At 67.1% G+C, this 23520-nt stretch carries 19 protein-coding genes; 3 read left to right on the top strand and 16 right to left on the bottom strand.

Annotated elements, in window-relative coordinates; translation table 11 throughout:
• Positions 1-24: 24 nt before the first annotated feature.
• The 11 genes from VNF92_07055 to VNF92_07005 all read right to left on the bottom strand — a co-directional run bounded on the left by VNF92_07055 (position 25) and on the right by VNF92_07005 (position 13602).
• Positions 25-303 (bottom strand): co-chaperone GroES, encoded by a 279-nt coding sequence (locus VNF92_07055; protein ID HVA57629.1) that lies wholly within the window; start codon positions 301-303, stop codon positions 25-27.
• Positions 304-641: 338 nt separating this feature from the next.
• The gene (locus VNF92_07050) at positions 642-1037 is read right to left on the bottom strand and encodes a hypothetical protein (protein HVA57628.1); all 396 of its coding nucleotides are present in this window, start codon (positions 1035-1037) and stop codon (positions 642-644) included.
• Entirely contained in the window at positions 1037-1576 is a 540-nt protein-coding gene (locus VNF92_07045; GenBank protein ID HVA57627.1) for a polymer-forming cytoskeletal protein, read from the bottom strand. The genes VNF92_07050 and VNF92_07045 overlap by 1 nt, the downstream gene beginning before the upstream one ends.
• A gap of 117 nt (positions 1577-1693) precedes the next feature.
• A complete protein-coding gene (locus VNF92_07040; GenBank protein HVA57626.1) occupies positions 1694-2167 on the bottom strand; it encodes a hypothetical protein in 474 nt (157 codons plus the stop codon).
• A 196-nt stretch (positions 2168-2363) separates the two neighbouring features.
• Entirely contained in the window at positions 2364-3641 is a 1278-nt protein-coding gene (locus VNF92_07035; protein ID HVA57625.1) for a divalent metal cation transporter, read from the bottom strand.
• 200 nt (positions 3642-3841) lie between these two features.
• Entirely contained in the window at positions 3842-5089 is a 1248-nt protein-coding gene (locus VNF92_07030) for an ammonium transporter (protein ID HVA57624.1), read from the bottom strand.
• A 194-nt stretch (positions 5090-5283) separates the two neighbouring features.
• Positions 5284-5787: a hypothetical protein gene (locus VNF92_07025; GenBank protein ID HVA57623.1), complete on the bottom strand. Its 504-nt coding sequence runs from the start codon at positions 5785-5787 to the stop codon at positions 5284-5286.
• Complete coding sequence (locus VNF92_07020) at positions 5784-8465, bottom strand: Ig-like domain-containing protein (GenBank protein HVA57622.1); 2682 nt, start codon at positions 8463-8465, stop codon at positions 5784-5786. The genes VNF92_07025 and VNF92_07020 overlap by 4 nt, the downstream gene beginning before the upstream one ends.
• A 144-nt stretch (positions 8466-8609) precedes the next feature.
• Positions 8610-11288 (bottom strand): family 78 glycoside hydrolase catalytic domain, encoded by a 2679-nt coding sequence (locus VNF92_07015; protein HVA57621.1) that lies wholly within the window; start codon positions 11286-11288, stop codon positions 8610-8612.
• Positions 11289-11510: 222 nt separating this feature from the next.
• Positions 11511-12464, bottom strand: a complete 954-nt coding sequence (locus VNF92_07010; protein ID HVA57620.1) for an NmrA/HSCARG family protein — start codon at positions 12462-12464, stop codon at positions 11511-11513.
• A gap of 193 nt (positions 12465-12657) precedes the next feature.
• The gene (locus VNF92_07005; GenBank protein ID HVA57619.1) at positions 12658-13602 is read right to left on the bottom strand and encodes a hypothetical protein; all 945 of its coding nucleotides are present in this window, start codon (positions 13600-13602) and stop codon (positions 12658-12660) included.
• 176 nt (positions 13603-13778) lie between these two features.
• On the opposite strand from VNF92_07005, the gene VNF92_07000 reads away from it, so the two are divergent.
• On the top strand, positions 13779-14114 hold the full coding sequence (locus VNF92_07000; GenBank protein HVA57618.1) for a hypothetical protein: 336 nt from the start codon (positions 13779-13781) through the stop codon (positions 14112-14114).
• 215 nt (positions 14115-14329) lie between these two features.
• Here VNF92_07000 and VNF92_06995 read toward each other — a convergent pair whose 3' ends face one another.
• The 5 genes from VNF92_06995 to VNF92_06975 form a co-directional block, all read right to left on the bottom strand.
• On the bottom strand, positions 14330-16585 hold the full coding sequence (locus VNF92_06995) for an alpha-N-acetylglucosaminidase (GenBank protein HVA57617.1): 2256 nt from the start codon (positions 16583-16585) through the stop codon (positions 14330-14332).
• Between the two features lie 374 nt (positions 16586-16959).
• The gene (locus VNF92_06990) at positions 16960-17433 is read right to left on the bottom strand and encodes a hypothetical protein (GenBank protein HVA57616.1); all 474 of its coding nucleotides are present in this window, start codon (positions 17431-17433) and stop codon (positions 16960-16962) included.
• 91 nt (positions 17434-17524) lie between these two features.
• Positions 17525-18274 carry a hypothetical protein gene (locus tag VNF92_06985; GenBank protein HVA57615.1) on the bottom strand — a complete coding sequence of 250 codons (750 nt, stop codon included), beginning with the start codon at positions 18272-18274 and terminating at the stop codon, positions 17525-17527.
• A gap of 337 nt (positions 18275-18611) precedes the next feature.
• On the bottom strand, positions 18612-20093 hold the full coding sequence (locus VNF92_06980) for a tyrosine-type recombinase/integrase (GenBank protein HVA57614.1): 1482 nt from the start codon (positions 20091-20093) through the stop codon (positions 18612-18614).
• Complete coding sequence (locus tag VNF92_06975) at positions 20090-20380, bottom strand: helix-turn-helix domain-containing protein (GenBank protein HVA57613.1); 291 nt, start codon at positions 20378-20380, stop codon at positions 20090-20092. Before VNF92_06975 ends, VNF92_06980 begins: the two co-directional genes overlap by 4 nt.
• A 685-nt stretch (positions 20381-21065) precedes the next feature.
• Here VNF92_06975 and VNF92_06970 point away from each other — a divergent pair.
• Both VNF92_06970 and VNF92_06965 read left to right on the top strand, forming a co-directional pair.
• Complete coding sequence (locus tag VNF92_06970) at positions 21066-22373, top strand: hypothetical protein (protein ID HVA57612.1); 1308 nt, start codon at positions 21066-21068, stop codon at positions 22371-22373.
• Positions 22374-22412: 39 nt separating this feature from the next.
• On the top strand, positions 22413-23444 hold the full coding sequence (locus VNF92_06965; GenBank protein ID HVA57611.1) for a hypothetical protein: 1032 nt from the start codon (positions 22413-22415) through the stop codon (positions 23442-23444).
• The last annotated feature ends 76 nt before the right edge of the window (positions 23445-23520 follow it).

Raw genomic sequence — 23520 nt, 5'->3', positions numbered from 1 at the left:
TGACGTTCGATTCAGAGGGGACGGTCAGCCGATGATGGCGAGGATGTCGGACTCGCGGAGGATGAGCACCTGCGCGTCGTCCACCGTGATCTCGGCGCCGCTGTACTTCCCATACAACACGCGGTCCCCGACCTTCACTTCCATGGGCACGCGCTTGTCCTTCTCGAAGCGGCCCGGGCCGACGGCGATGATCTTGCCCTGCTGCGGCTTTTCCTTGGCCGTATCGGGGATGTACAGCCCGCCGCGCATCTGCTCCGATTCCTCGAGCGGCTGTACCACCGCGCGATCAGCGAGCGGCGCGATCTTGGTGGGCGTGCGGGTGGGCGCGGAATTGGGGGCCGTATGCGCCGGCGCGGCCTTGGAGGCGGCGTGCGTTTTCACTGCCATGATGAGTACCCTCGTTGCATGAACTGGACAGCCAGTAGAAACAGCGATCATTGCCTTAGCACTCGCAAGTCGAGAGTGCTAATCGCATACGGAAGGTACTCGCGCTGCAGGTGCCACGCAACGAGGTTATTGCGCGCGAGTGCTCTTAAATGATTGTTTTACAATTATTTACGGACTGAGGTCGCACGCGCCAAAATGGCAGCATTCTCGCCATTCTGGTCCAGCGGTCACAGCGTCATCACGTTGCGCGGTCGCTACTTGACCGGCACGGAGACTGGCTCGGACCGCGGCTCGACCACCGAGGCAATCGGCTTTCGCGCGAAGACCTCTACGGCCATCACGAATGTGCGCTCGTCGGCGCCTTGCATCGCCCCGACCCCCATCAGCTGCCGCGAGATCTCCTCGCCGCTGCCGTCGCGAATGGAGACCATGATGGCGTATTCCCAGGCTTCATCGTTGCCCGGGTGTTTGATCGTGCCTTCCACGCGGAGGGGCGAGAACGCCGGGGCGGGCGCGGCCACGTCCACCCCGGCCCCGACACGCAGGTGGTGCCGGCACACGGGGCAGACGGCCGCGCTCTCGAGAATCGACTGCCGGCAGTGCGGGCAAACCCGGGTCGCGCCCGGTGCGCCCTGGCGCGCCATGGCCATCAGTTCGAGCCGGTTTCTACCTTGAGACCGGATTTCTTGGACTGATCAGCCGGCCACCCGAACTCGACCCGGCCCCGCATGCGCGAGCCAGCCGCCACGGTGAGAGAGTCGGCCTTGAGATCCCCGTTCAGCACCCCCGACTCGAGCAGCTCCACGCGCGCCGCCTTGTCGATGTTGCCGTCCAGTTCGCCGCCGATGGTCACGGTGTCGGCTACGACCCCGCCCACGACTTTCGCGCCGGCTTCGATGCTCACATTGCCGTCCACGTTCACGTCGCCGGTAAAGCGGCCGGCAATGCGGATGTGGCCGGTGCCCTGAATGGTTCCTTCGATGGTCAGCCCTTCGCTCACCAGCGACTCTTTGGCGTCACGCCCCGGGGCCCGCCGCACCGGCGCGATGCTGGGTGATGGCGATGCCGCGGTGGATGCCGGCTGCGGCGCGAAGTCGATGCGGGGCTCGGCGTCGCGGCGGATGACGGGGTCGAGGCCCGTGGATGGTTCGGGCTTCTTCGGCGCGGCTGATTCTTTCCAGATGGCCATGGCAGCGTGGTCCAGTTTGGGTGGGCAGCGAGCGGGGCGGCATCGCCACTCGCCAGCAGTGAAACTGCGGTGGGTCCTACCCGGATCGCGTGGGGAAGTGCCAAATGCCACGCGTCATCATTGCGCGGGGGTCTCAGCCGAACCTTGCAGGAGCTGCCGAACCCGCGCGGCTCCGATCGGCCCTTCGATATAGATAGCCCCGGCCACGCTCGGATAACACAGCACCCAGCACGGCAGATAGTCAGGCTGCGCGCGCTGCGCCGCAGCCCAGGGGATGTAGTCGTCGGAGAGCACGTACGCGTCGTGGGTGGGGTACACCCAGACCCGAGGGAAAATCTCGGCGCGCCAGTCGGCCTCGGTCCGCGCAACGGCAGCCGCACCTACCGGGTGGTTGGCCGGATCGAAGGCGGTGTCGAAAGGGCGGATGCGGTCGCGCGGAATCGCCGCAAAGTACACCGGCACGGCGCCATCGAGTGCACGTTCGCGGAGATACCGCAACGTGTAGTCGGACTGCGGCTGCAGCTCTGGAATCGCATCGAGGTCGTTCCCCTCGGCACGCTGCGGCAGGTCGAAAATGTCCATGAGCGTCATACGGTGTCCCTTGCGTCAAATCTGCTGCCCGGCCCGGGCCCTTGGGCCCGGGACCGTTGGCATACGTTATGGCAGCCGGGCGCAATCCGGAATATGCCCTGATCCGGCGCCACCCCCAAGCCGGGATATGCCGAACCGGGGGTGGGGGACCTCCGGCTGGCGCCGCGCCGGACGCGGGGCGGGCGCGGATCATCCACTAGACCACGAACATCGCGATCCCGGCCGCGAACATCGCCGCGGTGGTAACGCCCACCACGACGCGACTCGGCCACGAACTCGGCTGGCCGAGCATCAGCTTGCGATCCGACGCCGCGTGGAGAATGCCGACCAACAGGAACGGGGCCAGCAGGCCATTGATCACGGCCGTCCAGTAGAGCGCCTTCACCGGGCTGATGCCCACGAAACCCATCGCGATGCCGATCGCGACCGAGACGCCGATCACCGCATAGAAAGCGCGTGCCCTCGTGAATTTCTGATCGATGCCCTGGCGCCAGTTGAACGTCTCGGCGAACGCGTACGCGGCGGAACCAGCGAGCGTCGGGATTGCCAGCAAACCGGTCCCGACGATGCCGATGGTGTAGAGCAGCATCGCGAAGCGGCCCGCCAGCGGGCGGAGCGCGGCCGCGACGTCGGCCGACGTCGCGAGGTGCGTCTGGCCGTGGGTGTGCAGTGTGCTCGCCGTGGTCACGATGATGAAGAACATCGCGATATTCGAAAAGAGCGTGCCGAACCCGATGTCGATCTTCCGATCGCCGATCTCCGTCTTGGTAGCTCCTTGCCGCGCCTTGAGGGTGAGATGGCCGGCCGCCTTCTCTTCCTCGACTTCCTGCGACGCCTGCCAGAAGAAGAGGTAGGGACTGATCGTCGTCCCGAGAATCGCGACGAGCGTGGCCCACGCGGCTCGACCGTGCGGCAGGTGCGGAACGACGGTCGCCCGCAGCACGGCAGCCCAGTCGGGATGGACGTCGATGGCGGCGACCACGTACACGGCGAGGATCAGCGCCAGCCACTTGAGTGTATTGGCGATCATCGCATATCTCAGCCGGATCGTCGCGATCGTGATCCCGATGCCGAACGCCAGCACCCAGACGAACGCCGGCACGCCGGTGAGCAGGTGCGCGGCGTCCGCCATCCCGCCCAGGTCGGCGCCGACATTGATCGTGTTGGCGATGAACAGGGCGGTGGCGGCGGTGGCGAGCACCCACTCCGGGTACTTCTGCCGCAGTGCGCCCGCGAGCCCGCGGCCGGTGACCAACCCGATTCTCGCGCACATCATCTGTACGGCCGCCATCAACGGCCAGAGCACCGGCGCGGTCCAGAGCAATCCCGTGCCGAACCGCGCGCCGGCGATCGAATAGGTCGCTATGCCTGACGGATCGTCGTCGGCGGCGCCCGTGACGACACCCGGTCCCAGCGCTTTCGCAACGCGGCGTAGCGCAGAAATCCTGGGCTGGGCATCGGAAGGCGTTGACATCCCGCGTAGTGTATGGGTATTAGGGTCCAGGTACCGGCGTGCTACTGCTTGCCGATCCCCAGCGAGTGGGCCCGGCCGGCCCCCGCCAAATTCGACGCCTGCACTATCTGGTACGAGCCGCCATCCGATCCCGAGTCCGATCGCTATCTCGGTCGTCGCCGCTCACGACGGGTTCCTCGCGGCGGCGCCGCCCCATGCCTTCACCCCGCCTCGAGGTACGCCACCTCTCCATGGAGGGCGCTGTCGAGCCCTTCGGTCTCCCCTGCCTCGTCCACCTTGACGGTCGTGACCCGGTCGATGAGCCAGAGCATGCCATATGTGAACACAAATGCCCACACCGACGACAGACACACCGCGCCGAGCTCGATGAGGAAGAAGTGCGAATTGCCGTGGATGAGACCGTCGGTGCCCGCCGGATTGATCGCAACGGAGGCGAAGATGCCGCAGCAGAGGATGCCGAGAAACCCGCCGACCCCGTGCACGCCCCAGACGTCCAGCGCGTCGTCCCAGCGCAGCCTGTTCTTCAACGCCACCGCGTAGTAGCACACCACGCCGGCCAGAAGACCGATCACGACCGCCGATTTGGGAGACACGTACCCAGCAGCCGGCGTGACCGTGGCGAGGCCGGCCACCGCGCCGGTGAGCAGGCCGAGGAACTTGGGCTTTCGTGCGGACATCCAGTCCATGGCGAGCCAGGCGATGGCAGCGAAGCTCGCCGCGAGGTCCGTGTTCACGAACGCCACCGCCGTCACCGCGTCCACGCGGAATTCGCTGCCCGCGTTGAAGCCGTACCACCCGAACCAGAGCAGCCCCGTGCCCAGGGCCACGAGGGGAATGGAGTGCGGTCCGCGATCCACGACCTTGCGCCGCCCGACGTACAGCACGGAGGCCAACGCCGCAATGCCGGCAATGTTGTGCACCACGATGCCGCCGGCGAAGTCGAGTACGCCCCACTGCGCCATGATCCCCCCGCCCCAAATCATGTGCACGAAGGGAAAGTAGACGAGCGTGAGCCATGCGGTGAGGAAGAGCATATAGGCCGGGAACCGCACGCGGTTGACGAATGCACCCGTGATCAGGGCCGGCGTGATGATGGCGAACATCATCTGATACGCGAAGAACACGATGAGCGGGATGGTCGCGTTGGCCGGCGAGGGCATGTCGAGCGAGACCCCGCGGAGGAACGCCCAGTGAAAGTTGCCGACGATGCCCGCGATGTCGGTGCCGGTCTTCAGATTGCCGCTAAAGCACATCGAGAAGCCGAAGGCCCACCAGAGCACCGTGGTCCACCCCATGGAGGCAAAGCTCTGCATCATGATGGCGAGCACGTTCTTGCGGCCCACCAGTCCGCCGTAGAAGAACGCGAGGCCGGGCGTCATCAGCATCACGAGACTGGAGCACAGCAGCATGAAGCCCGTGTTGCCGGTGTCTATGGTCAGATGTTGCATCGGGGCCGCTCCTCGAAGGCAGGAAGGTCGCGCGGGACCGTCTAAGCTGCGGTACGGACACGGGGGGCGCAAATGGACGCCAACCGCCACCGGGGAATCACCGGGTTGGCGCCCGGCGTGCTACCGCTGACCGATCCCCAGGGTCGTGAACGACCCTTGGGATCGGCGCCCCCATCCTGCGCGCGGAACTCGGCCTATTCGATGACCCCATAGGCGATTGGCTCATGATCCAACGGGCCGGAGATCCATACCCGGTGCCCGACGGCCGCGCGAAGCGCCGGAGACGGGTCGACGAGCGGGAACCGCTTCCCCTCTGCCGTGACGAGCGTCAGCGCATCACCGCTCGCCGCAAGCGTGCCGTCGGTGGCCGGAATGCCATTGGCGGCAACCACGATGAACCGGCTCACGGTGAGTCGTGTTCCGACACGGGCCCCCACGACAGCCACTCGCAAGCCCGCAACGTGATGGAGTGAAGGGGGGCCATCGAGCGTGACCGCCGGCGAACTGTCGTCCAGGACGAGTACCATCTGGGGAAAGGGCTCGCCCCCCACCACCTGGACCAGCCCTTGGACCGAGTCGGCGACGACTACGGGCGGCGCCTCTCGCGCCGCGCCGCCAGACCCGCGATGGCAGGCGGAAGCGATGGCGACCACGGCCAGCACTGCCAACAGGCGTGCGCCGTCCCGGACGCTCATCATTGCACCCGGAGGATCGCGACGCGGAACCCGCTGCCCGCTGACAGCACACCCCCACTCCCGCTGAGCAACTGCAGCGTCTCGACACCCGCCGCCGATGCCGAAAGCAGAAAGTACGATGCCGACGTGCCGGGCACTCCCGTCACCGCCCTGGAGAACGGCCCCGAGGAGAACGCGATGGGCTGCACCGGAAATACCGGCAGTCCAGTACTGGTGAAGAAACCGCACGGCGTTCCATTGCACACCCAGCTGCTCCCGGGTAGACCGGCCTGTGCGACCTTGAAGATGTCGGCGAAGTTGAAGCTTGGAATCGTGGTGCGAACGTCGGCCGCCGTATAGGTCGGGGTCTGGAAGACGGCGGAGGCCACGTTCCAATACGTGAGCAGCAGCGGGATCGACTGGCCCGTGTGAGCCGAGAGGTTGTTCAGGCCGGTCTGCGTGGTGTTGATGAGCGACTGGATGAACGGTCCTTCGCCGGTCGAGGCGTACTGATCGATGGCCCAGCGGGCGAACGTCCAGCCCGCGCCGTAGTTGGCGGGAGTGTCCAGGCCAAGTCCCTCCGAATTGGAATCGCTCTCGTTCTTCAGGTAGGCGAAGGTGAATGGCAGGTGACTGGCGAGGAGGGCGAGTGGACGGTCGTTCAACTGGTCGCACGGGGCAGCGGCTCCGAGGGCGTACTCGCAGGCGACGGTCTGGAGGAAGGTCGCGTGCCCCTTCCATGTGGCCTGATTGAAGTGGCGTTCCCAGATTTCCGAAGAGATCTGCGCCAGCCCCTCTTCGAGCCAGATCTCGTCGCCCCCGCCACTGCCGAGCAGGATGCGATCGGAGTAGGAAACGATGTGTTTGGATTCGTGGGCGGCGGTCGCGCGAATTTCTTTCTCCCAGTTCGCGACGCTGAACGCGTTCGCTGCCGGCACCATCGAGTACATCATTTCGGTCTGGTTGCTGAAATTCGCGTTGGCCCCGCTGGCCGCGTAGGGGTAGAAGTCGCAGCCATTGACGAACGCCATGACCGTTCCGCCTCCTGTGAGGCCGCCGAGATTGTTGAGCACCGGCGTGATGACCACCGTCACCTTTCCGATTCCGGAGAGCGACGCATCGTAGGCCAGCGGATTGCCGATGTACGCCAGCAGAGTTGGATAGGTGATCTGGTCGTACTCATTGGCAAATGTCTGGTAGAACGCCGAATCTGGCCGGTACGGCTGTGTCCATGTGGTGAGGTTCGTGTCGGCGAGGACGATCACGTGTTGGCCCACGGCGACCGTGCGCGCTCCGATGGAATCCACGGTGGTGCACGAACCGGCGAGTGTGTTCCGCACGTACACTCTATTCACGGACCCGATCGTCTGCGTGACCGACGCGCTCAGCGGTAGCACCCGCCCACCCTGCGCCCGCGCCTTTGACCAGGCTGCGGCGGGACTTCCGAATCGCGCGAAGATCTGCTGATTCCCCTCGAGCATCGCCAGATGGTTCTGCTCCATACGCAGACGGGAGGCGACGCCATTAAAGGAACGGTTGCTCAGGGCGATCCCCGGCCCGCGTACACGGGGCGATGGAACGGGCGCTTGCGGCGACCGTACGACCGGGGCCGACAACACCCGGGACCCTGAACTCGATCCGAAGCTCGCGCCGAGGGTGAAGTCCTCACGCAACGTGCTGGACGGGTCCGTATTGACTACGGCGATCAGATATTGTGATCCGGGTTGTACGTTCAGGGCGGCGTTGAAGTTGGGCGAGTCCAGGAACACGGCGGACTGCCCCGGCGTGCCGAGCGTTACACTGGCTACGCTTCCGCTCACGGTCACGACCGCGGAGCCGCTCTTCCCCTCGCTGGTCGCGGTGACCGTATCAGTGCCAACCGAAACGGCGGTCAGGGAAACCACGTTCCCAGTGGCGGTTCCGCTCACGATGGCTGGGTTGCTCGTGGTCCAGGTGAAGGTGCGCCCCGTGAGCACGTTGCCGTTGGCATCACGTGCGGTGGCCGTCATGGTCGAGGTACCTCCCACCGCAAGCACAGCCGTTGGCGGAGCGATGGTGACGCTGGCAACCGGAATGATCGCCACCGTGATCGCCGCCGTGCCCGTCTTCGTTTCGCTCGTGGCGGTGATCGTTGCCGTGCCAAGAGCCACACCGGTCACGATCCCGCTCGCGCTGACCGTTGCTTTCGTTGCGTCGGACGTGGACCAGGTGACGACTCGGCCCGCGAGTGTGTCGCCGCTGGCGTCGCGTTCCGTAGCCGTCAGTTGCTGCGTGGCGCCGATGCCGAGGGTCGCGGCGGCTGGCGTGACCGCTACCGTCGCAACTGGGATCGGCGTCACCGTGATCGTCTGCTGACCTTGCTTGGTGCCCGAGGTGGCAATGATCTGAGCTTGCCCGGCCGCGACGCCGCTGACCACGCCACCCGCGTTCACCGTTGCCACACCGGGTGAACCCGATGACCACGTGACTGCACCGACGCCGATCGGCGCTCCATTCTGGTCGAGCCCCGACGCACTCGCCGTCGACGTCCGTCCTACGGGAATGGACGCTGGCGATAGGGCCACGACGACGGTCGTGAGCGTGTTCGGAATGGTTGGAGTCGAGTCCTTGCTGCCGCCGCTACAGGCACCGAGGAGCAAGCCGAGCGCAATGAATGTGCGAACCGACGGGGCCTGCAATGACTTCAAGGGCGTCGCCGCCATATGGTGCCTTCGCGCTGTTAGGCCCGTTCAGACCAACGGGCTCGGGGGGGGTGCCAGGTTGCCGGCCTGGCATTTCTGAATCGTGCCATTGGTGCGGATCAAGCGCAACCCGCAAGCGTGAATGGGCTCCGCGCCGAGGGGTACTTACGACTTGGCGATCGTGAACCGATACTCCCCGGACCCCACTTCCATTACGACGTCGGCGCCGCGCTGTTGAACCGAACGCACGCCGGGATCGCCCGCCAGCGGCCGTCCGCCGTCGCGCACCCGGTCCACCGTGGTGCCCCACAGCGTGACCGCCGACGACGTGTTCGGAGGCACGGTTACGTCGAGCGTGAATACCGAGTCCTCCAGCCGCCACGCCGACGCCAGCGTGCCGTACTGCGTGACGATGGACGCGCGGGCGCTCGTCAGGCCACCGCCGGGTCGCGGTGCAATCAGTGAATGTTTATATCCCGGTGCCGCCGGATCGACGTCGAGACCACCGATGGTCCGGTACATCCAATCGCCCACGGCGCCGAACGCGTAATGGTTGAACGAATTCATGCTCGGATCCTCGAACGTCCCATCAGGCTCGATGCCGTCCCACCGCTCCCACATGGTCGTCGCGCCCCGCGTGATGGGATAGAGCCACGACGGATACGTGCGCTGCAGCAGCAGCGCGTACGCCGCATGCAGGTGGCCGGTGCGCGCCAGCGCGTCCAGGATGTACGGCGTGCCCAGGAACCCGGTGGTGAGATGCCCGTCGTGCAGGTGCACGTCCTGCACGAGCCGCGCGCCGGCCGTGGCGGTGAGCGAATCGGGCAGCAGGTCGAACTGCAGGGCCAGCGCGTACGCGGTCTGCGTGCTCTCGCCCACCCGCCCCGCCGGCGTCACGAACTCATGGTCGAACGCCGAGCGTTCCGTGCGGAACAGCGCCTCGTACTCGGCCGCGTCATCCGCTTTCCCTAATGCCCGCGCGGCGCGCGCCACCAGATCGGCAGAGTGCGCCAGGAACGCCGTGGCGATCAGATCGGTGCCGGTGGTCGCGCCCGGATAGCCCGCGTCGGTACTGTGATAGGCCAGCCAGTCGCCGAACTGCCATCCCGGACGCCACACGTGGTCGGCACCGGTCTGCCGCTTCTCGAAATCCACCCACGCGCGCATGCTCGGATACTGGCGCGCCAGCAGCCCACGGTCGCCGTAGGCGAGAAACATCGTCCACGGCACGATCACCGACGCGTCCCCCCAACCGGCCGTGCCCGCCTTGTCGGTGGAGTCGCCGCCCATAGGGTTGGGAATCACCCACGGCAGGCTGCCGTCCGCGTGCTGATCGATGGCCACATCGGCAAGCCAATTCGAGAAGAACCCGTCGACGTCCATGTTGAACGCCGCGGTGCGCGCGAACACCTGGGCGTCGCCGGTCCACCCCAGCCGCTCGTCGCGCTGTGGGCAGTCGGTGGGCACGCCCATGAAGTTGCTGCGCTGCCCCCACTGAATGTTGTGCTGGAGCTGATTCAGCATCGTGTCGGACGTGACGAACGTACCGGTCCGCTCGAGATCCGACGACAACGCGATACCAGTGATCGTCGAGCTGTCGGGCGCTCCCGGAAGCCCCGACACGGCAACGTACCGGAACCCGTGGTACGTGAAGTGCGGCTCGTAGACCTCGGTCCCCCCGCCCTTCAGTATGTAGCGGTCGGTCTGCTCGGCCCGCCGAAGATTGCCCGTGTAGATGTTCCCGTCATGGTCGAGCACCTCGGCGAAGCGCATGGTAACCGGCGTGCCCGCCGGCCCGTGCACGGTGAGCCGGGCCCAGCCGGCGAAGTTCTGGCCAAGGTCGAACACGATCTCTCCGTTCGGAGCGGTGCGTATCGACACCGGCTTGAGTTCCCGCACCCGCCGCACGGGGGGCGCCACGGGCGCCACCAACTGCGCGGCCGGCGCGTCGAGCACGGCCACCGGCGCCCAACTGCCGTCGTCGTACGGAGCCGACGTCCATCCCGTACGCTCCAGGCGCGCATCGTACGTCTCGCCGTTGTAGATGTCGGACGATCGCACGGGGCCGTCGATCGTCTTCCATTTCCCGTCGGACGCTATGCGTTCCGTGCGTCCGTCATCGTAGCGGACGTCCAGCTGCAGCAGCAGCGCGCGATGTTCGCCGTACAGGTTGCGCGCGTGGTCGAACCCCAGATACCCGCGGTACCAGCCGTCGCCGAGCATCGCGCCCACCGCGTTGTCGCCGGCGCGGAGCAGCGCCGTGACGTCGTACGTCAGATACTCCAAGCGGTGGTGGTACGACGTCCAGCCGGGCGTGAGTTCCGCGCGGCCTACTCGCCGGCCATTGAGATACACCTGGTTGAGGCCGAGGCTCGTCACGTACAGCCGTGCCGAGCGCACCCGGCCGTGCAGTTCGAACTCGCGGCGCAGCAGCGGCGATGGCGTGACGCCGCTGTCGCCAGGCTGGGGAGCCGGGCCTATCCACTTGGCAGTCCAGTCCGTGGCGCGGAGCAGTCCCGTCTCCCAGTAGGCCGCCGGACTCCATGCGGAGACGTCGCCGGCCGCGGTCCAGACGCGCACGCGCCAGTAGTAACGCGTGGCTGACGCCGGCGCCGGCCCGGCATCGTTCACGAACACGGACGCGTCGGACTTCAGCTTTCCCGAATCCCACACCAGGTGGACGCCGTGCGCGAGCGCGGCCTCGCTGGTCGCCACCTGCACCTCGTAGTCCGACTGCACCGTGTTGCGGACGCCGCTCGCGATGCGCCAGCTCAGGCGCGGGCGCATCGCGTCCAGCCCAACGGGGTCGGTGAGGTATTCCGCGCGGAGACCGACAACCGCCACGCGACTAGGCGCCGGCACCGGGCGCACAACCGGCGTGTGGGCCACAGCGGAGAGCGGCAGAAGCAGGACGGCCGATCTCTCGAGTACTGCACGGAGTGTTGGCATTGCACCGGGGTCGGAGTCTGGCGGCGAGACGGTAGATGCAAATCTGGCACACCGGGCGCCGGGATCAACCTGGCGGCGACGCCCCCATGCTAACGGAAAGCTGCCGGCCTCGAATGCTCACGTGCCGATGGGAAACCTCGTAATGTTGGCCGCTAGCCACGCGTCGAAGTCGAGCAACGCGGGATTCAGCTCGCGAGCGCGTTTCGGGTCGCGGTTCCGCTGGAACTCGTCGCCGAGAATCGCGTGGAACTGGAACATGTTGCCGAGATCCTGGGCGCCGGGAAAAGCCAGCCCGCGATAGGCGTCAAACGGCATGTCGAAGAAGTTCACCGTGCGCCCGAGCGCGCGCCCCATCTTGGCCGCCATTTCGGCGCCCGAGAGCGACTCGCCAGCGATGCCGATGTGCTCCCCGACCGTGCTCACGCCCTTGCGGAACACGCCGTACGCGCACCGGCCGATATCCTCGGTGGCGATGCCCGGCAACTTGGCGCCACCGAGCGGCATGGCCAGCACGAGGTTGCCGTCCTCGCCGACGCGCGGGGCCATACCGAAGTGGATGAAGTTCTCCCAGTAGAACGCGGCCAACAGGAACGTGGTGGGCGCGGCCTCCCTGGTGAACAGGTCGTCCATCTGGCCCTTGGAATCGAAGTGCGGCACCTTGTACTTGCCGTACAGTGTGGGCAGGCGATTGTCGGAAAGCGGCACCCATTTGCGCGTGTCCTCGAGCGTCGACCAGACTACATGCTGCAGCTTCGCCTGCCGCGCGGCCCGTGCCATGGCCGCGGCCTGGACCCCTTCGCGCTCCGCCGAAAGGTGTTCCCAGAAGTTCGTGACGCAATAGGCACCGTATGCCCCCGCCAGGGCGCCCGGCAAGGTGGAGGCATCGTCCGCATCGGCCGCGACCACTTCCACCCCGAGCGCGGCGAGAGCCTTCGCCTTGTCGGAGTTCGGATTGCGGGTGATGCCACGTGCGGCGAACGGCCCGTCGCGGTCCGCGGCGATGGCGCGCGCGAGGCCGCCTCCCTGTGCACCTGTGGCGCCGAATACTGCGATGATCCTCTTGGCCGACATACTGACACTCCGCGGTCCGATAATGCGTGAAGGCACTCGGGAGGTGCCAGAGGCGCGTTGAGAGAGGAAACCTAGTCGACGGGTTCGCCGTTGGCGACGAACACCAGCACACCGGTTGCGAACCAGGCAGCGCCGACCACGCGCGCCAGCGGGCTCGAGCCCGCCAGCACCCAGAGCGTGACCGCGCCGCCGGTTACGGCGCCAGCACCGCCAGCACGAGCTGCGCGTTCTCTCGCGTCGTGCCCTCGTAGTAGAAGACGTATACCTTGTGCGTCCTCTCGTCCACCCCGCAGGTCCGAGCCGCGCCGCCCATCGGCACCTTCTCGACCACCGAGAACTTATCGGGCGAGTCCTCGTGAATGACGGTCAACGTGCTGTCCACGCGATTGGGATTGAAGGCAAGCCGGGTCACCGGGTCGAAGCAATTCATGTCGGCGCGACTGGGCACTCCGATGCGTGCCACGACGTTCCCGTTGTCGGCATTGACGACCATCACGTTCGTGTCGCACGCCATGAAGAGCCGCCGCGTGCGGGTATCCATGGACAACCCCTGCGCATGCCCGCAGCCGGGAATCTCGTACGTGGGTCCGATCTTGAGCGTCCGGGCATCGACCCGCCGCACGTACCCCGAGTCTTCGACATTGAGAAACAGGTATCCACGCCCGTCGGCCACGCCCGATTCGAGCCCGTCGCCGAGCGTCGACTTGGTGATCAGCTTGCCGGTCCGCATGTCCAGCACCCAGGCGTTCGGGCCCTCCCAGGTGAACGCCCGATGGGTGAAGGGATCGTAGCGAATGCCGTCGCCCCTGGCGTCCACGTGGCCCGTGACGGCGAGCGTCTTGAGGTCGAAGACTATCCCGTTGCGGACGAAGCCGCGATTCAGGTCCGCGGCAATCGCGTAGCCGCCGCCCCCGCCCTCCACGCTCCCGATGATGCTGTCGTGGTCCACGTCGATGACCTTGTCACCCAGGCCATAGAGGCGCCGGCCCACCGGATCGACCGTGACGTAGTCAGCCCGGGTATGGCCGAGTTCGATCGTCTTGACCACGTGATAGTGGGCGGTCTGGGCCGTGAGATTGGGCGCTGCGAGGATCGCCAGAGCGAAGGCGGTAATTGCGGACGCGCGGAGGGGACGCATGGTCGGTCTCGGTGAGGGTTCGCTGAGTGTACGACGAACGTACTCGCCGTACCTGCCAGGAAGATTACAGTCCGGCAGCGGTGCCGCGGCCCAGAAGAGACCACCGGCCAGATCCCGCCGTATCCACTCCATGAGTTGAACGCTGAAGCGATTCTGCTGTTACGCCGGGGGACCTGATGGGGATCAATGAAGTCGTTTCCCTCGCCCTTGGCTGCAGCACGATCTGTGCTTGCGGGTTCATGGCATTGCTCGCGTTGCGGCGCCGGAAGCCGGCCCCGAGCCGCGAGTTCGAGCGCGACGTCGCCGACCGCTTCAGTCGCCTTGAACAGTCGATCGATGCGATCGCTGTCGAGATCGAGCGCGTATCCGAATCGCAGCGCTTCGTGACCAAGGTCATGTCCGACCGCGGCCCGGCCCTGGTATCCGCGCGATCATCGGACTTCGAACGGGTGGACCCGCAGGACACCAAACAGTCGCCTGATGGCCATATGCACATCCACGCCGCGGGATGATCAGTGAGGCAAGCGCTTCAGATCCGGGGAGCGTGCGTTTCATCGGGAAGCGATCGGCAGGGCCGATTCTCGAAGTCGGCGTATGCGCAATGAGCGAGAGGTCCCAGCAGCCGCGGTGCGGATCGAGCAGCAACAAGAGAGATCGGCAGGGAGGTCGTGGGGGCACCGGTCCCCATTACGCCGGAAGGCGAGTCAATAGACGGGGGAGCTGGGGCTCAGGGCGATCCCTCGAAATCGCCCGCCAACTCCCCCCGCCACTTGCCCACGAGCCGCTGGGCCGTCGCTACCGGATCGCCCACCGGCTGCGTGCGAAACGGCGTCGTATCGCGCGACCACAGCTGCTCCCACTCGCACGACACCTCGGCGAACGGCTTCCGGTCGAACGCGGTACCGCCGTCGAACGACGAGTTGAGCTGCGCGAAGAACGCCTCCCACCGCGGCAAGAAGTAAGAGGTGAACATGCCCTCCCACTCCTTGTAGGCGTAGAGGTTCAGGTCGTCGTTCTCACCCTCGGTGCACTTGGTGCCCCACAGCGTGATGATGTTGCGCGCATTCCACTCGTACAGGCGACGCTCCGCGTCGTTCGTCCCCCAGCGCCTGGCGTCGGCAATCCACCGGCCGAGCAGGAACTCACGCCGCGTTCCCACCAGGGTGTCGAGGTCCGTCAGCAGCGCCTCCACCTGCCCCTCCGCCGCGAGCAGTGCAGCGCGATCCTTGTGGCCGTAGGCGGCCTGCACCTTGTTCACGAGCGGCAGCCCCAGCTGGCCAAGCACCTGCCGGGTCAGATTCACCACGTCGTAGCGGTAGGCATCGTTGGCGCCGAGCACCGGCGCCGCGGCGAGCAGCGAATCCAGCGCGTTGGCCAGGATCCGGTCGTCGTACGGCGCGATGGGCTCGGTTCGGTACGACCGCCCCTTCATATAGAACTGCGGACGCTCGGCAAGGAAGTTCCCCGTCTGCGCCGCGGATTTGAACGCGGTGGCGAGCAGCAGTTGCCACGCGCTCCACGCCGAGGCATCGAACCGGCCATAGCGACGAGTCACGTAGCCGCGGGTCCACGTGGTCACGTTCGGCACGCTGTCGCGCCACACCTGATCCATCACGAAATCCGGGACGATCGGGTTGGTGCCCAATCCCTCCATCGTCATCCCGAGCCCTTCCAGCCGCCCCTTGGCGGGGCTCCGGATGGCGCTGTCGAGGTTGGCGGCGATCTGCGGCAGGTCGCCGTTCAGGCTGGTCTTGCCGCCGAAGTTATATAGCACATTCCATATCCACGGCTTGCCGTAGAAGGCATCGCGCACCTTCCATGCGGGCACGCGGTCGCCCCACAGGTCCAGCACCAGCATCCGGTCGTTGGGCACCGCGCCCAGGAGCGCCTCGGCCTGCGGCGCCTGCCAGAACTTCGCATCGTTCACCAGGAACCAGGCCTGGATCACCCACGTGGCGCTGGAGTCGGCGGAGTGCATGCCCGCGTAGATGGCACTTCCCATGCCGGCGATGAACGTCGAGTCGTTCGTGGGTGGGTTGATCTCGTTGAACGGATCGGCGGCGTAGAGATGGTCGGTCCCGAACAGTTCCGTCTGTCGCTTGATGAATTGCCGCCCGAATCGCTGGAAGAGCGAGTCGTGCGGGTCCAGAAACCAGGTGCCGGGAAATCCCGCCGACCAGTCGCCCGTCTGGTGGATGGCCACGCCCGGAAAGACCTGCGTGATGGACTTGGGCACGTGCCCCGTGAAGCCCTGCAGCACCGGCGTCATGCCCAGCGAGCGCTCCCGGGAGAGGATCTGGCGTTCGAGCGCGATGTGGCCGTCGATCCAGCTGTCGGGAAGCGGTCCGCCGAGGCCGTCGATGTTGGCCATCCACCCCCAGGGGAGATACGCCGGGCCCACCAGGAAGTCCCCGATCTGCTTGGAGGTGAATCCGAAGTCGTGGAGCACCAGGCGCCACACGCCTTCCTGCCCCGTGACCGCGAGCGGCGCGTTGATGCCTTTGAGCGCCATCCAGTCGATCATCGGCTGCCAGTCGGTCCAGTTCCACCACGCCATGGAATATGAGAACGTGCAATAATTGAAGAAGTAGCGGACGGTGTACGGCGTGGTGATGCGCACCGGGGTCTGCACGCGGGGCAGCGGCGTGCGGAGCGTGATGGGCGTGAGCGGAAGCGAGGCGTTCACTCCCGCCACGTGCTCCAGGTACCAGTCGAGCGCCGACGCGATGGCCACGCCCGACGAGCCGCGGAGCACCAGCTTGCCGCCCTGGCTCTGGACCTCGAACACGTCGTGGCCCGCGCTGTCGGGAATGGCGGCGACGTCGATGTCCGAGGCGTTCGCGGGAACCACGCGGGCGACAAGCGCTCGTGCGGCGGCGAGGTCAACGGAGTGGGAGGTCTGCCCGCCGGCCGGCGCGGCCAGCGCGGCGGCCAGGGCAACGGCCAGAACAGCGAGTCGGGCGGTGCGACCACCGGGCGTCATGGACGATCTCGGCGTTGCGGAGGTGGGAGGGCATGAACATGGTGACCGGCCAACCGTTCGACAAGACGGCGATCGTGTTCACCGTCAGCGACCCACACCGCGTTGGCAGCAAGTATCTGAAGCCCGTCTATCGCGAGTATACCGACGCGACCTTCATGCATCTCATGCCACGGCCGGCGGATCAGCAATATCTGGGTATCCTCGGCCCGATCATCCACGCGCAGGTGGGCGATACCATCAGAGAGTCGTGTTCCGCTTTGGGGACCCGGGCCCAGCGGCAGGCTGGCCGCCGGGCAGCCAGCATCTGCGTGAGACGGCCCCTTCGATCAAGGAACGCTCTGGCCGGTCGCGCCGACCATCCAGCCTCCTCCACCTCACCTCTCATCCCGGGCAGCGCCGCCAGCCTCCAGCCGCTCGAGCTGGATGCGGTGCCGCATCGGATGCACGACCGCGTGCTCCAGCATCTGCTCGATGTTGTAGTCCTCGCCCCAGCGGGACTTGTAGGTGACCGGGGCGAGTTCGCGATCTTCGAGCAACGCAAGATGGCGGCGCCAGCCGGCGAGGATCTCTTCCAAGAATGCAGCGCTTCGGCCAGCGATCGCCACGCGGTCCGTTTCCGAATCGAGGTCGGTGACCTGTCGCTTCACGCACTCGCCGATCCAGGTCAGGTAGTTGCGGGACGAACGCAACACGTGCCCGGCGAGGTGCTCGTTCGACTGGTAGGACGGATCGTCCGTCGCCGGCAGTGGCGCGCCGGAAGCACGAAAGGCGAGCCACGTGTCATGGAACCGTCGCATCTCGATCTCGTGGAGTTCGACGCAGCTTCGCACCGCGTTGCTCTTGAACATGTCGCTCCTCCGATTGAACGTGCATCGCGCTACGGGGGACTGCGGGCGCGGCCACGAGCGCCCGGCGGAACCGGGCGGTGCGGCCGCCGTCTCAGCGTTGGGGGTTCGAACCGCCCGCGCCGAGCGCCGCGTCGATGTCACTCCGATACGGCGCGTATTCCGTGCCCGCCACCGACGCGGCTCCGTCCGGCGCCGCGCTCCGCAGCCGCGCCAAGAACCGCCGTTCGGCGGCCGCGTCGTTGCCCGAGCGCGCCGCCTCGAGCGCCAGCACCAGCCCGAGCGGGTCGTTGCGGTGCCGGGCCAGAATCGTGTCGGCCTGGGCGGCGGCCAGCGCCGTGCGCCCCGCCGCCAGCGCGACCCGTCCCAGATCGTAGCGCTGCGACAGGGTCATGGTATCCAACATCTGATATGCCGCGATGGCCATTGGCGAGAACCGCTGCACCGTGTCCATGGCGTGTTCCCCATACGCGCGGATCACGAGGTCGTGCAGCCGCTGCGCACGCTCGGCCGGCGACATCTGGCTGATGTCGGGCGCGGCGCCGGCCGCTCCGCCGCCCGTGGGACCGGCCCCCATGCCGCCGCCCCCCGGGGGCGCCGGCGGCCCCGCCGTCATCGACCGGCCGGCCACGTAGAGCGCCAGCGCCAGAAAGGCGAGCAGTGAGAGCGCCGTCCACATCCGGCTGCGCGAGTGGTGCACCGGGCCCGGAGCAGCACCGGTCCGTGCGGCGCTGGGCGCGGCCGGCACCGCGGCGGGCATCGCCTCGCCGCACAGCGTGCAGAACTTGCCCGTCGTGGGCGCGCCGCAGTTGGGACAGGGAACCGGAGGTTGGGGTTTGCTCATTGGATGGTCGCGGTGTCGGCCGTCAGATGCGCCGGGGGGAGTATGGAACGGCGTGGCGCGGCGCCACCCGCGTAAGCTGCGCGAACCGAGCGGGAGCGGCAATCGATGAGGGCGACATTCGCGTCCGCGCGGCACGAGCCCGGGCGAGTCGGTCGGGACCGCGCGGTATGTGCAGTGCCGGAGTGTGCGAAAGCCCCGCTCGACGCTGGAAGTCGCAGCGGGGCTTGATGTTCGCAGGGAGTGGGCCTGAGAGGAGTTGAACCTCTGACCTCACGCTTATCAGGGATGGTTTGAGCACGGAAAATCAACAACTTACGGGCGAGTTGCTGAACAGTTGCTAGTCGGTCGTCGCCACCTGCCCGTGCGCTTCCGCCTTCTTCCGCTCGTCGCGCGCGGCGATCATCTCGCGCCAGAGCGCCTCGTCGGCCGCGTCGGGAACCCACTCCGCATACGTCCGGAGCAGCGTCGCCGGGTCGTGCCCCAGTTGACGGGCCACCGCCTTCACGGGCACCCCGGCAGCCAGCATCATCACGGCGACCGAGTGCCGCGCGTCGCGGGCCTGGTACAGCGCAAACTGGAGATGACCCAGGCCCACGAGGTGCACGCGAACCGTCTGCATCGCCTTGGAGTGGGCATGCCGGTCGGGGGGCAGGCCCTCGAAGAGCCGGTCCGTCGGCCGCTTGTTGGCAACCCGCCGCTCGACGGCGGACCAGGCCCAGTCGAGGACGAGTACGCGACGCCGCCGATTGAACGTCTTGCCCGACAGGCCACGAATCCGACGCTCGGTCAGATCGACATCACGCACCTGGAGCCGCGCCACATCGCTCGTATCGAGACCCGTGCCGTGTTGGATCCGGCAGAAATCCCCGTGGGGAGGGGCCAACTCGTCCAGGGTGGCGGCAAGGAGCTCAATCTCCCAGCGCTCCAGGTGCAGCACACGACCGGCCGGCGTCGTTTCGAGAATCACGTCCACGGTTGGATCCACCACCCATTGCAGACCCTTTCGAACGGCCAGCCAGCGCGCGAACGTCCGGATCGCGAGCTGGTGCTTGCGGCGAGCCGCGCGGCCGGCGGTGTCGTGGCCCGGCTTTTTCGCGCGCTCGCGCGCGAGCACGCCATCGAGGTAGCGGCGGACACGGTCGGTCGTCAGCAGCGACAGGCGCCGGACCGGCGGCAGCGTCTTGATGCGGACCCGGTACTCCGCGGCGCACGCCTTGGGGTCCTCGATGGCCGCGAGGGTGGCCCATCCCTCCGCGCCCTGAGACTCGTCGAGTGCGCACCAGTCGAGCACCGCCGAGACGTGCGCAGCGTCGTTCGCACGTGCATCGCTCTTCATCACCTGCCCGCGCTTCCGCGTATGCAGCGAGACCGGGTCCGCCGCGAATTCCGCGATCAGGAGCGCCAGGTCAATGTCACACTCGTCGGCATCGATCTTCGCGAGCAGTTCGTCCACCCCGGCGGGTCCTCGCCCGGCGAGCACATCGTTGAGCCCCGGACGATCCGGCCACCGGCGATCGTCGGGAAAGAGACCGATCTTCCGGTCATGGAGAAGGTCCAACGCACGCCGACGGGTTGCGTCGCGTTGCAGTTCCTCGAGACGATGCAGCACCGCCTGCGCGAGCTTGCGGCCGCGCACATCATCCGGGATGCGCGTGCCGATGCGGCGTCGACTGCCCGAACTGGTCGGGACATAGAGATAGAGGAAGGGCGACCGTTTCACCCGCACGATGTTGGCAGGAAGGTCGCGACTGCCGACGCGCGGCTCGGGCGCCGCAGTGTCGGCGGTCCCCTCCGCCCGCGACGATGGATCCCGACTCACTTGATCCGTGGATCGCGACACAGGTGCGCCTCCATGTAGCGGTCCAGATCTTCGACGCGATACCGGCGCATCTTGCGATCGCTCTTGCCCGTGGTCGGGATCTGCACCTGCGGGATCCCGGACTCCTCCACCCACGTCTCCGAGACGTTCAGGTAGGCGGCGGCTTGCTTGAGGGTGAGCAGCGCAGGCCAAGACTCTTTCGGACCAAGCCCGGCCAGGACGCCGCCCTTCAGGGGCGGCGTCCAGTGCTGCGGCAGCAGTCGGCGGGGGAAGTCTTGATCTGACATGTGGCGAGGGAGGTGTTCATCCACCGTACCCGATTCGGCCCACGATCCAATGCGGGGCGGACGGGCAGGTCGGGGCGCACGCCCTTCACCTGCGCGACCGAGTCCGCGTTGGAGGATGGCCATCGGGGTCGCCCGAGGCCGGGCCGGCGGGGGGACGGAATCCGCCGAGGCGGGATCCGCTGCAACCGGAATTGCCAGAGGACGAGGGGGGTTCGAGAGGTCTACAGCGGACAGCATATGTGTGCACGCTGGCCGTTGAGTAGTGGGGGCCCCCAGCGGTGGGGGCGAGGCGGCCATTGCACCGGCCACAGGGTGGGAACGGGCCGGACGCCCGAGCATACCCAGCTGCACCGCCCCCTCGCCGCCGGGCGTCCCCGATTGATCGGCGGCCGCTGAAAGACTCGGGATCGGACTTTGCCGGGCAATATCAAGGGCACGAGACATGCCCGACTCTACCGGGGCCGGGGCGCGAGTCCGAACCCCGGCCGGGAAGACCTATCCCGCGGGCGGGGCCCCCGTCCGAGGCCAATCCACGCCTTGAGTCATTCCTGATGCGCGGCATCGGGCGATCGCCGATTGCCATCGCTGGACCCAGGCGTCACGTTTCCCACGGCCCCGAGGAGTGTGTCGGGGCGCGGATCGACGGCTGCTCATGGACTGCCGCCACACCAACCGCCCCGTCATCATGCCCGTCGCCTCACTGCTCATGCCACGCCGCCGCGCGCCTCGCGTGATGGGCCCGTTGCTCGCCGTCGCCCTGGCCGCCTGCGGCGGCTCCGCGACGTCGCCGGGCGACAGCACGCCCGCGCCGCCGGCCACCGGGTCGCTCACCATCGCGGCCCCCACGGTCGCGCCCGAGTCCGTCACCGTCGGCGCGGTGGTGACGCTGAGCGGCCTGGCCACCGCGAGCGCGCCCGCCACCGTGGACTCCCTCGTGTTCCGCATCGACGGTGCCCGGGTTGGCGTCGTGGCGGGCCCCGCGGGTTCCGTGACCTACACCACGGCCGCCGCGGGTGCTCACACGGCGACCGTGGCCGCCTTCGGCACGCGGGCATCGACGAGCCCTGTTGCCAGCAGCGGCACGCCTTTCACGGCAGCCCCGATCACCTACGCGTTTGACTTCACGGCGTACTCAGCCCTGCAGGAGACCAAACTGATGCCGGGAACGGCGGCGATCATTGACGGCGTCGCGTACCCGGAAGTGAACGGGGTGATTCGCGGGCGCGTGACCGCGGGGCCCCACAAGTTCGGGATCGCGACCAACCCCAACGCCGAACCCGCCGCGAAGTACGAACTGCCGGGATACGACGACGACAGCGTCCTGGTCGTCTTCCCGGCGCAGCCGACCCGGACGGTGACGATCGACCACGACATCGTGGGTGGGAAGATCCGGCTCATCGACACGACCGACTCCGCCTGGAACAAGGCGTTCTTCCTCGAGCGGTACGATGAACCGGGCAAGGGCCTCGACGTCATCCCGGACGACACCATCTACGCGTACATCACGACGCAGCCGGGCACCACGGGAGCGTCATCGACCTTCTGGCCGATGAACAATGCAGTCTTACAGGGGTGGGTGAACACGATCACGAACGTCATGGCGCCGCTGTGGCGGGGTACGTACGCCGTTGTTGTGAACGAGGGCAGCATCCCTCCCGCGATGCAACGGAACGTCATGTTGTTCGGAGAGCGCGATAACGCCACCGGAAAGCTGGGCTACCCGGGCTTGCTCGCTGGTGGCTATTCCGTGGTCGATAGCTTTGCCAGCGTGTCGGACCTGAACGCGGAGTTCTGGAACTACCCGAGCGGCCAGGTAGGCGGGACCGACAGCAACCTGTGCATCGTCCTGAGCGTATCAAACGACTGCGGGACGGTGAATCCGTCCGCGCCCTCGGCCAACGACCTCGTCCAGATCCAGATCGTGAAGCACTTCGGGAAGCCGCAGGCGGCCCTGGTGTTCAAGGGCACCGGGCCGCGCTTCTCGTTGCGCTGACGGGACCCTGACGGCGTTCCTCTTCCCATCATCCTGCCCATGGGCTCCTTCATCGCTCGACGCATCCTGCTCCCCCTGATGGCCAGCGCCATCGCCTCTGCGGTGGTGGTCTCGAGCGTGGCGGCGCAGGGGATCCTGCTGTATCAAGATACGGTCGGCCACAGTCTCCGGCGATTCGTGCTCGATACGAGCGACTGGTCTTGGACCCACGATTCCCGCTTCCTGGTCGACGTGGGGATCCTCACCCGCTACGACCAGCTGGACACGGACGGGCCACTCCCGCCGATGTGGCTCCCTGGCGACGATGTGTCTTGGGAACTGGTGCGCCTGCATTGCCAGGAGCCGTTCACCGTGGCGTCGCACTCGCCGCTCGGATGGACCGTGCCGCTTGCGCCAGACCACACGCAACCGCGGGAGTTCATCCTCGCGGCGTGCGATCGGATGCTGACGCTCGCGACGACGGATACCGTGCCCCCCGCCGCCCCGCCACCGCTCACGCCGGTACAGCGGGCCCGCGCGGACTCGCAGCAGCTCAATCCAGACGTCGTCGCCGGTCAGCTGCGCACGCTGTTGCGAGGGTTCGATTTTCGGCCGGGCGGATCCACGTCGCCGGCTGGCCCCGCGGACTACGTCGGCATGCCGGTGGGGGCGTGGTTCCTCCACGTCATCGCGACCTCGCGCCGCCTGGTGGGGTGTACAGGCAGCGACGCCACGGGGACGTGCACGACCGTAATCACGGACCTCCCGTCCGCGGCGGGGGGCAACGATCTGGCCTGGTCACCGGTGACGGTCGCCGTGCGCTTCGACGATGGGAGGGTCACCCGGGTCGCGGCGGTATATCCGCAGCGCCTGTTCGCCGACGATTACCGACCCAGCATGGACGAGATCGCGACGCGGGTCCTGACCGCCTTTGTCGGCGCGCCCCGTCGGGCACGGGAACTGACGAGTGAGCACCTCGTGTGGCAGGCCGGCGGGGTCCGCGTTGAACGGACAAAAGAAGTCGGTGAAACGCAAGTCGTGTGGACCTGGATGGCCATTGCACCGCGAGCGAAACCGACGTCGGGTCGATGAAGGGGCGCCCCCCGGGCCACTCTGCAAAACTGACGCTCTGGAGCGGATCAGTTTTATGGACACAGGCCACAATTCA

This window comes from Gemmatimonadaceae bacterium, assembly GCA_035533015.1.
Taxonomy (GTDB): Bacteria; Gemmatimonadota; Gemmatimonadetes; order Gemmatimonadales; family Gemmatimonadaceae; genus JAGWRI01.
Note: the sequence above shows the minus strand (reverse complement) of the source record. Positions and strands in the feature narration are given on the sequence as shown.

Coding starts and splice junctions, on each gene's coding strand:
- VNF92_07020 (HVA57622.1), bottom strand. CDS start 8,465: ATGGCGGCGACGCCCTTGAAGTCATTGCAGGCCCCGTCGGTTCGCACA.
- VNF92_07010 (HVA57620.1), bottom strand. CDS start 12,464: ATGTCGGCCAAGAGGATCATCGCAGTATTCGGCGCCACAGGTGCACAG.
- VNF92_06965 (HVA57611.1), top strand. CDS start 22,413: ATGGGCTCCTTCATCGCTCGACGCATCCTGCTCCCCCTGATGGCCAGC.
- VNF92_07005 (HVA57619.1), bottom strand. CDS start 13,602: ATGCGTCCCCTCCGCGCGTCCGCAATTACCGCCTTCGCTCTGGCGATC.
- VNF92_06970 (HVA57612.1), top strand. CDS start 21,066: ATGCCCGTCGCCTCACTGCTCATGCCACGCCGCCGCGCGCCTCGCGTG.
- VNF92_07045 (HVA57627.1), bottom strand. CDS start 1,576: ATGGCCATCTGGAAAGAATCAGCCGCGCCGAAGAAGCCCGAACCATCC.
- VNF92_07050 (HVA57628.1), bottom strand. CDS start 1,037: ATGGCCATGGCGCGCCAGGGCGCACCGGGCGCGACCCGGGTTTGCCCG.
- VNF92_06995 (HVA57617.1), bottom strand. CDS start 16,585: ATGACGCCCGGTGGTCGCACCGCCCGACTCGCTGTTCTGGCCGTTGCC.
- VNF92_06990 (HVA57616.1), bottom strand. CDS start 17,433: ATGTTCAAGAGCAACGCGGTGCGAAGCTGCGTCGAACTCCACGAGATC.
- VNF92_07030 (HVA57624.1), bottom strand. CDS start 5,089: ATGCAACATCTGACCATAGACACCGGCAACACGGGCTTCATGCTGCTG.
- VNF92_07035 (HVA57625.1), bottom strand. CDS start 3,641: ATGTCAACGCCTTCCGATGCCCAGCCCAGGATTTCTGCGCTACGCCGC.
- VNF92_07025 (HVA57623.1), bottom strand. CDS start 5,787: ATGATGAGCGTCCGGGACGGCGCACGCCTGTTGGCAGTGCTGGCCGTG.
- VNF92_07040 (HVA57626.1), bottom strand. CDS start 2,167: ATGACGCTCATGGACATTTTCGACCTGCCGCAGCGTGCCGAGGGGAAC.
- VNF92_07000 (HVA57618.1), top strand. CDS start 13,779: ATGGGGATCAATGAAGTCGTTTCCCTCGCCCTTGGCTGCAGCACGATC.
- VNF92_06985 (HVA57615.1), bottom strand. CDS start 18,274: ATGAGCAAACCCCAACCTCCGGTTCCCTGTCCCAACTGCGGCGCGCCC.
- VNF92_06975 (HVA57613.1), bottom strand. CDS start 20,380: ATGTCAGATCAAGACTTCCCCCGCCGACTGCTGCCGCAGCACTGGACG.